The sequence below is a fragment of the Microvirga sp. P4_G7 genome (assembly GCF_056401005.1).
The window spans coordinates 1-7,878 of record NZ_JBFUKD010000117.1 but is presented as its reverse complement, the minus strand read 5'-3'; the positions used below and the strand labels follow the sequence as shown (position 1 = coordinate 7,878).

Here is a 7,878-nt window from a genome sequence, read left to right as displayed (position 1 = left end):
CTCCCTGGCCGGCGCAACGCTCTATGCCAGCTGCGAACCTTGCCCGATGTGCCTTGCCTCAGCCTATTGGGCCCGGGTCTCACGCATCGTATTCGCCAACACGCGAGAARAAGCCGCGGCGATCGGGTTCGACGACAAGTTTCTCTATGATGAAATTCCCAAGCCCATTGGCGAGCGCAGCGTCCCGACTGACCACATGCCCACCCGAGAGGCGAAGGCCGTTTTCGAGGCTTGGATGAAAAAGGCCGACAAAGTCGCGTATTAGCGCCGTCTGGCCTTGTTCCGGGCGGAGTGCTACCACACCTCAAACCTCTCAAGCTCATCGAGAAAACCATGTCCCGCGCCACGACAATCGTCCGCAAACCTGCCGTCAAGGCGGATCGCATCATCGATACGGTGACCCTCGACTACGCGGGCCGCAGCAAGCGTCATGCCCACCTCACGGGGGGCAACGGAACGGGCTTTGTCGTCGATCTCGATATGGACACGACGGTCAATGACGGCGACGCCTTTCGACTCGAGGACGGGCGTCTCATCCAGGTGAAGGCCGCTCCGCAGCCGCTTCTCGAAGTGAAGGCCGAGAACCCCTTGCGCCTCGTGCGCCTCGCCTGGCATCTCGGCGGACGTCACGCGCTCGCCGAAGTTACGGCCGACGCCGTTTACGTCCATGACGATCCGATGCTGGCGGAACTGGTGCGCGGACAGGGGTGCACGGCAAGCCCGGTCGATCGCCCGTTTCAGCCGGAGCGCAGCATCCACGATTGCGGGCACGATCACGGTCACGACGACCACGGTCATCATCACGCTCATCATGATCACCATGACCATCATCGTGACCATGAGCATGCGCATTCCCACGATCATGCTCACAAGCACGACCACGGCGACGCCTGCGGATGTGGACACGACCACAAGCACCACGACCACAAGCACGACGATCACAAGCACTGAGGCGCTCAGCCCTGATCTCGTTCTACCACGCGGTCGGCGCCTGACCCGAGGCGGGTCTTCATCGATAGCGACGAGGACTTTCGAATGGCGATGACGGTCGGCAAAACGTACTGATCGTCACTCTCGCGCAACCATCACGTGGTGCACTCACGCTTGATGGCCGAATCTCTCTTTCGGCGCTGAAGCGTGCTCCCCATGACACGTCTTGCTTTCGGTCGCATGCGCCAGTCCTTCGATGATCGGGCACTCGGGCCGTCCATCGCCGTGGCAGTTCTGAGCGAGATGGCGGAGCGTTTCCGCCATGCTCTGCAATTCCCGCATCTTGCGTTCGAGCGCTTCGACGTGATCGAGCGCGATCTGCTTCACGTCGGCGCTCGCGCGGCTCCTGTCGTGCCAGAGCGTCAGAAGATCGCCGATCCGGTCGACGGAAAATCCGAGATCCCGGGCCCGACGCACGAAACGCAGGGTGTTGATCTCGTTATCCGAATAGACCCGGTAACCCGCCTCCGAGCGCGCGGCCGGCTTGATCAGGCCGGTCTGCTCGTAATAGCGGATCATCTTCGCCGACACGCCGGACGCGGCGGCGGCCTCGCCGATATTCATGGCAAACCTCCTCGTAGGGACGTCATCGATATAAGGGTTCCCATAATGGGAAGGTCAAGGGCAGCGCCCTTGCTTTCGGTCCCGTCATGCGGATCTGGGAGCGGATCAGCCATTCTTTCAAAAGGCTCAGCTTGCTCCCCGAGGGAAAATAAGGGCAAAAGACCCTGCAGATGAACACCGGACGAACTCGACCAAGCTCGCAATGAACTCCATTCGCTACAGTGTTGCGCCCATGATGGATTGGACTGATCGGCATTGCCGGTTCTTCCACCGCCTCATGACGCGCCGCGCGAAGCTCTTCACCGAGATGGTGACGACGGGTGCCGTGATCCACGGCCCGCGGGAGCGCTTGCTCGGTTTCGACGATGCCGAACATCCCGTGGCGGTTCAACTCGGGGGCTCCGATCCGCGTGAATTGGCCGAGGCGGCCCGGATCTGCGCCGATTTCGGGTACGACGAGGTCAATCTCAACGTCGGCTGCCCATCGGATCGCGTTCAGGACGGCCGGTTTGGCGCATGCCTGATGCGCGAGCCCGGTCTCGTCGGCGAATGCGTGTCGGCGATGAAAGCGTCTGTGCGCCTTCCCGTGACCGTCAAATGCCGCATCGGCGTGGACGATCAGGACACCGAAGAGGCTCTCAACCTACTCACCGCAAGTGTGGTGGACGCCGGATGCGATGAACTCACGGTCCATGCGCGCAAAGCGTGGTTGCAGGGCCTGTCGCCGAAAGAGAACCGGGACATCCCACCGCTCGATTATGATCGCGTCTACCGATTGAAGCAGGCATGGCTGAACTTGCCGATCGCCATCAACGGTGGCGTCGGATCGATTGCGGACGTGAAAGCGCATCTCCGACACGTGGACGGCGTGATGGTCGGACGCGTGGCGTACCACGAGCCGGAGCAATTGCTGTCCGTCGATCGCGAAATTTTCGGTGTGGCGCCGCCGGTGGCGGATGCGTTCGAGGCGTTGCAAGCGTTCGAACCATACATCGCCGCCCGGCTCGCCGAGGGTGTGCGTCTTCATTCGATGACGCGCCACATCTTGGGATTGTTTACGGGCCGTCCGGGTGCGCGGGCCTATCGGCGGCTTCTGTCGACGGACGCCACCAAAGCGGGAGCCGATCTGACCACCCTGCGTGACGCTGTCGCGCTGGTCGATCGCGCGACGGTCGGGGAGCCAATTCCCGCTTAGCGGGAACCGACGCAACGGCTCGGTAGGCGGCCGAGCCTCACGCGGGGTCAGGCTGTTTCGGCCTGCTGGTCACCCGCTGAGGCGAAAGCAGCGACATCCATCCACACGGCCTCGAACACGTGACCGTCCGTGTCTTCGAAAGCACGGTTGTACATCCAGCCCATATCCGTCCGCTCGCGGATGTCTGCCTTGCCGCCGGCCGCCGCCGCGGCTTCTGCAATGGTGTCGACTTGTTCGCGGCTATCGAGGGTCAGCGCGATCAACACTTCGCTGGTTTGCCGCGCGTCCGCCACCGACTTAGGCGTGAAGGTCGCGAAATATTCCCGCGTCAGCAGGTGGAAAGAGATGCTCTCCGACCAGACCATGCTCGACGCCTTGTCGTCGCTGAACTGCTCGTTCTTCACGCACCCGATCATTTCGTAAAAGCGGGTCGCGGCAGCCAAATCCTTCACGGGCAAGTTCACAAAGATCATCTTGGACATTGAGGTTGCTTCCAATCAGCTCGAGACGGTGTTATCTCGACGTCAAGATAAATAAGGGGCGATATATCTCGATGTCAAGACATCTGGAGGGCGAACCGGACCGCGTCGATCGCGGACAGGCGCAATGGGCGAAAGAGCTTCCCGATGTCGACACGGTCGGCATGGCGATCCTTGGTCGGGCGCGCTGGATCACAACGCGCACGCGGCCGACGATCGAGGCTGTCTTCGAAGAGCAGGGATTGGACGCGGGCGAGTTCGACGTGCTTGCGACGCTGCTGCGGTCGGGTCCGCCTTATCAATTGCGCCCGACCGAGTTGTACCGCTCGCTCATGATCTCATCGGGCGGGCTGACTGATCGGCTCCGACGGCTCACCCGTTCCGGCCTCATCCGTCGCTCACCCGCTGAGGACGCCCGAAGTCTGCCCGTAGAGCTCACGCCTAAAGGGCGTCGTGTCACCGAAGCCGCATTCCGGAAGGATATGGAGGCCGAGGCACGTATCCTCGCTGCTCTCGACGAGGCGGAATTGCGCACACTTACTGACCTCCTGCGCAAGCTCGCGTTGTCGCTGCAGGATGCGGGCGACGTGTGATCATGACACGCATGCCGCCATCACCGTAATCCTCACGAAGCGCTTGCCCTTGGCGGGCACTCCGCTCCATAACAGCGGCCCCGCCCTGAGACGAGAACCCCACGATCATGTTTGGCATTTCCTGGTTCGACTTGGCTTGGCTCGCGGTTGCGCTTCTCGCGGCCGGTGCGGTCACCGGTCTCCTTGCAGGAGTATTCGGGGTTGGCGGCGGGGCCGTGGCTGTCCCGATCCTCTACGAGCTTTTCCGCTTGGTCGGCGTGCCTGACGAGGTCCGCATGCCCCTCTGCGTAGGGACGTCGCTCGCGATCATCATTCCAACCTCGATCCGCTCCTTCAACGCCCACCGGGCCAAGGGAGCTGTCGACATGTCGATCCTGCGCGTCTGGGCCGTGCCCGTCGTGGTCGGCGTGATCATTGGCAGCTTCGTCGCCCGCTACGCGCCGGCGGACCTCTTCAAGGCGGTTTTCGTTCTCGTCGCGGGCGTCTCGGCGGTGCGGCTGCTCTTCGGCAAGGATACCTGGCGCTTTGGTCTCGACATGCCGGCACGCCCCATCATGATCGCCTATGGTTGGCTCATCGGCGTCCTCTCGGCCCTCATGGGCATCGGCGGCGGCCAGTTGTCCAATATTTTCATGACCTTCTACAATCGCCCGATCCACCAGGCGATTGCGACGTCATCCGGTCTCGGCGTGCTGATCTCGATTCCGGGCGCCATCGGTTACATCTATGCCGGCTGGCCGCGCGCCGCGGAGTTCMCCGATGTGGTCGCGCTCCAGCCGCCGTTGGCGATCGGATATATCTCGCTCATCGGTCTCGCCTTGTTCGTGCCCACGAGCACGTGGATGGCTCCGATCGGCGCGCGTCTCGCCCATACGCTGTCCAAGCGCCGGCTCGAGGTTGCGTTCGGGATTTTCCTGCTTCTGGTCTGCGCGCGCTTCGCCGTCAGTCTCTTCGACTAATCGTTTCCGCCAGCCTGATCTGCGAAGGCTTTTCGAAGCCGTTCCGGCAATTCGTCCATGATCTTGAGGCGTTCTTCTTCGCTCAGTCGGTACCACGTCCCGATCTCTTCGCGCGTGCGACCGCAACCCTCGCAGAGGCCGGTCTCCTCATCGATCAGACAAACGCGAATGCAGGGGCTGGAGGCACGATTCATCGTGTCTTATGTCGTCACGGACGGGACGCGATCAAGAGGCCGAGCAGGCACGCGATCTCGGCCACTTGCTGCGCAGCTCCCGCCACATCTCCCGTCTGCCCCTTGAGATGACGCGCGGAGATCCGCGTCGCGGTCACGCCGGCGAGGCCCGATCCGACGAGCATCAAGGCGACGCCCGAATGGGTCAAACCGCCGAACCAGCCGAGCAGAGCGGTCAGTCCCGCGGCCAGGATCACGGCAAACCAATAGGCCTCGCGGGAGGGCCTGCCGACCGCATGGGATGCGCCGTCGAGACGGGCAGGGGGTAGGAAAACCAGTGGCGTCAGGCCAAACGTCCGTGAAAGAGACGCGGCCGCCACGATGGCGAGACAGACCGAGACGGTGTCGAGACGCGCGGCGAGCGTCGCCAAGGCGCCGATCCTGAGGAAAAAGCCGAGAACGAGTGCCGAGGCGCCGAAGGACCCAAGGCGACTGTCCTTCATGATGTCCAGGCGGCGTTCCAGCGTGGCGCCCCCGTAACTGTCGGCCATGTCCGCAAGTCCGTCCTCGTGGAACGCGCCGGTGATCAGGGTCATGACGGCGACGGACAGGGTAGCCGAAAGCCAGGGTTCGAGGTCGAGAGAGAGGGCGCCTGCCAGAACGAGCGCGGGCAGCAGGGCGATGATCAGCCCCGCGACGGGGACGGTCCGCACCATCCCGTCAATGGCCGGCGCCGCATGGGGATCTGTTTCCCAGGGCAAGCGGGGGACCGGGAGGCGCGAATAGAAGCGCAGGGCAGCGGCAAGATTGCACAGGGCGATCTGCCATGTGCTCATGGGATTGTCGGCCTTCGATTGCTCGCCACTCAACATGCTTCACCCCGTGCCGAAGCACCGCTATAGGTCGCGCGACCTATTTTTCCGGACCTTATCATGACCGATGCCGCCTCTTCGCCCTTCGACGACATCCGCCGCCTGATCGTCACGATTCCCGGCCCCGACGAAGCTGCCGTCGAAGCCGTTCGGGAACGCGACCGCCAGTTGACCAAGCCCGCAGGCAGTCTCGGTCGCCTGGAATGGTTGGTCGAGTGGCTGGCCGCCTGGCAGGGCAAGGCGAAGCCGTCCGTCGACCGTCCTCTGGTCTGTGTCTTCGCCGGCAGCCACGGCGTCGTTGCGCGGGGAGTGTCCGCTTATCCTTCCGAAGTCAACCGCCAGATGCTGGAGAACTTCGCCGCCGGAGGCGCAGCGATCAATCAGATCTGCGCGGCCTACGGCCTCGGCTTCAAGGTTTTCGATCTCGCCCTCGACATGCCGACGAAGGACATCACCGCGGATGCCGCGATGGATGAGAAGGCGACCGTCGCGACCATGGCCTTCGGCATGGAGGCCATCGCCGGTGGTACCGACCTTCTCGCACTTGGCGAAATGGGGATCGGCAACACCACGATCGCCGCCGCGATCTATGCGGCGCTCTACGGCGGCCCCGCCGAGCATTGGGTTGGACGCGGCACGGGAGTCGATGGCGACGGGCTGAAGCGCAAGATCGCCGCCGTCGAGGAGGCGCTCGAACATCACGGCGCTCACCTGAACGACCCGCTGGAAATCCTGCGCCGTCTCGGCGGACGCGAGATTGCCGCTATGGCAGGGGCGATTCTCGCCGCGCGCCAGCAGCGTATCCCGGTCATTCTGGACGGCTACGTCACGACCGCGGCTGCGGCGATCCTCCATGCCATCCATCCCTCGACGCTCGATCATTGCATCGCTGGTCACCTCTCCGCCGAGGGCGCTCATCGCGACGTTCTGGAGCGGTTGGGGAAAATTCCATTGCTGGCGCTCGGCATGCGTCTCGGAGAGGGGAGTGGGGCGGCTCTCGCCGCAGGGCTTGTCAAAGCCGCAGCGGCGACGCATCGCGACATGGCCACCTTCGATCAGGCGGGCGTTGCGAAACAACTCCATTGAACATGCACCGTGTCGCCTCGCGCGCTCGCCTGCCGCGAAATGGGCGCGTCCACGGTATCTTCAGCCTCGCACTCGCCATTGCCCTTGCGGTCGGCGCGACCTTCTTGTTCGAGCCGAATGGCAGGGACATCGTAGGCCGCGCCTATGCGGTCGATGGCGACACGCTTCGCATGGATGGGCGCGCCATTCGGTTGAAGGGCGTCGACGCACCGGAACTGCACCAGGAATGCCGGCGGAACGGCAGCACCTATCGTTGCGGTGAGGTCGCGCGCGACGCACTCGCGTCGGTCATTGGAGGTCGGTCGATCGCGTGCCGGGCCTCCGGCCGCGATCGTTATCAGCGCATTCTCGCCTTCTGCAGCGTCGATGGGCAGGACCTCGGAAGTCGATTGGTGGGGGATGGATTGGCCGTCTCCTATGGCGATTATCGGCTGCAGGAAACGAAGGCGCGCTTGAGCCGCGCCGGCCTCTGGGCGGGTGAGTTCCAAGCCCCGCAGGAATGGCGCCGAGCAAACCCGCGCTGACGCCTTTTGCCAGYGCGACCGATCGGGCTATGCTTCACTTCGACAGAGGAGTTCTTCGAGGATGAGCTTGACCACATTACGTCTCGCTACAAATGGCGCCGTCGCGACGATCACACTGGCGCGGCCCGGCAAGTTGAACGCCCTCAATGCGACGATGCATGCGGAATTGCGCGAGGCGCTGGCCCAGTTCGAAAAAGACGAAGCCATCCGCGTCGTCGTGTTGACTGGAGAGGGACGGGCTTTTTCGTCGGGACAGGATCTGACCGAGGACGTGCCGAAAGATGCCTCGGGGCGCATCGATCTCGGCCCGCCGCTGGAGCGGGATTACAATCCACTTGTCCRCACGCTGTCGAAGTATCCGAAGGTGACGATCGCCGCATTGAACGGTGCGGCCGTCGGGGCATCCATGAACATTGCGCTCGCCTGCGATATCGTCGTTGCCG

12 protein-coding genes are annotated in these 7,878 nt (G+C 63.4%); 8 read left to right on the top strand and 4 right to left on the bottom strand.

Going from position 1 to position 7,878, the window contains the following annotated elements; all coding sequences use genetic code 11:
- Together AC1DT3_RS07765 and AC1DT3_RS07760 are read left to right on the top strand one after the other, a co-directional pair.
- On the top strand, nucleotides 1-265 hold a 265-nt coding region (locus AC1DT3_RS07765), incomplete at its 5' end, for a tRNA-specific adenosine deaminase (RefSeq protein ID WP_477464678.1).
- Nucleotides 266-333: 68 nt separating this feature from the next.
- A complete protein-coding gene (locus AC1DT3_RS07760) occupies nucleotides 334-951 on the top strand; it encodes an urease accessory protein UreE (RefSeq protein ID WP_477464677.1) in 618 nt (205 codons plus the stop codon).
- Nucleotides 952-1,098: 147 nt separating this feature from the next.
- Here the strand turns inward: AC1DT3_RS07760 and cueR are convergent, their stop codons facing one another.
- Nucleotides 1,099-1,554 carry a Cu(I)-responsive transcriptional regulator gene (gene cueR / locus AC1DT3_RS07755; protein WP_477464676.1) on the bottom strand — a complete coding sequence of 152 codons (456 nt, stop codon included), beginning with the start codon at nucleotides 1,552-1,554 and terminating at the stop codon, nucleotides 1,099-1,101.
- A gap of 148 nt (nucleotides 1,555-1,702) precedes the next feature.
- Between cueR and dusA the strand changes: the two genes are divergently transcribed.
- Complete coding sequence (gene dusA, locus AC1DT3_RS07750; RefSeq protein ID WP_477464679.1) at nucleotides 1,703-2,749, top strand: tRNA dihydrouridine(20/20a) synthase DusA; 1,047 nt, start codon at nucleotides 1,703-1,705, stop codon at nucleotides 2,747-2,749.
- Between the two features lie 47 nt (nucleotides 2,750-2,796).
- On the opposite strand, the gene AC1DT3_RS07745 is transcribed toward dusA, so the two are convergent.
- Nucleotides 2,797-3,231 (bottom strand): VOC family protein, encoded by a 435-nt coding sequence (locus tag AC1DT3_RS07745; RefSeq protein WP_477464675.1) that lies wholly within the window; start codon nucleotides 3,229-3,231, stop codon nucleotides 2,797-2,799.
- 71 nt (nucleotides 3,232-3,302) lie between these two features.
- On the opposite strand from AC1DT3_RS07745, the gene AC1DT3_RS07740 reads away from it, so the two are divergent.
- Nucleotides 3,303-3,821, top strand: a complete 519-nt coding sequence (locus tag AC1DT3_RS07740) for a MarR family winged helix-turn-helix transcriptional regulator (protein ID WP_477464674.1) — start codon at nucleotides 3,303-3,305, stop codon at nucleotides 3,819-3,821.
- A gap of 107 nt (nucleotides 3,822-3,928) precedes the next feature.
- Nucleotides 3,929-4,780: a sulfite exporter TauE/SafE family protein gene (locus AC1DT3_RS07735; protein ID WP_477464673.1), complete on the top strand. Its 852-nt coding sequence runs from the start codon at nucleotides 3,929-3,931 to the stop codon at nucleotides 4,778-4,780.
- Here AC1DT3_RS07735 and AC1DT3_RS07730 read toward each other — a convergent pair.
- Together AC1DT3_RS07730 and cobS are read right to left on the bottom strand one after the other, a co-directional pair.
- A complete protein-coding gene (locus AC1DT3_RS07730; RefSeq protein WP_477464672.1) occupies nucleotides 4,777-4,974 on the bottom strand; it encodes a DUF1289 domain-containing protein in 198 nt (65 codons plus the stop codon). The genes AC1DT3_RS07735 and AC1DT3_RS07730 overlap by 4 nt on opposite strands.
- A 14-nt stretch (nucleotides 4,975-4,988) precedes the next feature.
- Entirely contained in the window at nucleotides 4,989-5,825 is an 837-nt protein-coding gene (gene cobS, locus AC1DT3_RS07725) for an adenosylcobinamide-GDP ribazoletransferase (protein ID WP_477464671.1), read from the bottom strand.
- A 60-nt stretch (nucleotides 5,826-5,885) separates the two neighbouring features.
- Here cobS and cobT point away from each other — a divergent pair, with 60 nt between their 5' ends.
- From cobT to AC1DT3_RS07710, 3 genes are all read left to right on the top strand, one after another.
- Nucleotides 5,886-6,911 (top strand): nicotinate-nucleotide--dimethylbenzimidazole phosphoribosyltransferase, encoded by a 1,026-nt coding sequence (cobT, locus tag AC1DT3_RS07720; protein ID WP_477464670.1) that lies wholly within the window; start codon nucleotides 5,886-5,888, stop codon nucleotides 6,909-6,911.
- Between the two features lie 2 nt (nucleotides 6,912-6,913).
- Nucleotides 6,914-7,435: a thermonuclease family protein gene (locus AC1DT3_RS07715; RefSeq protein WP_477464669.1), complete on the top strand. Its 522-nt coding sequence runs from the start codon at nucleotides 6,914-6,916 to the stop codon at nucleotides 7,433-7,435.
- A gap of 61 nt (nucleotides 7,436-7,496) precedes the next feature.
- The coding region (locus AC1DT3_RS07710) for an enoyl-CoA hydratase-related protein (protein WP_477464668.1) at nucleotides 7,497-7,878 on the top strand (382 nt) is incomplete at its 3' end.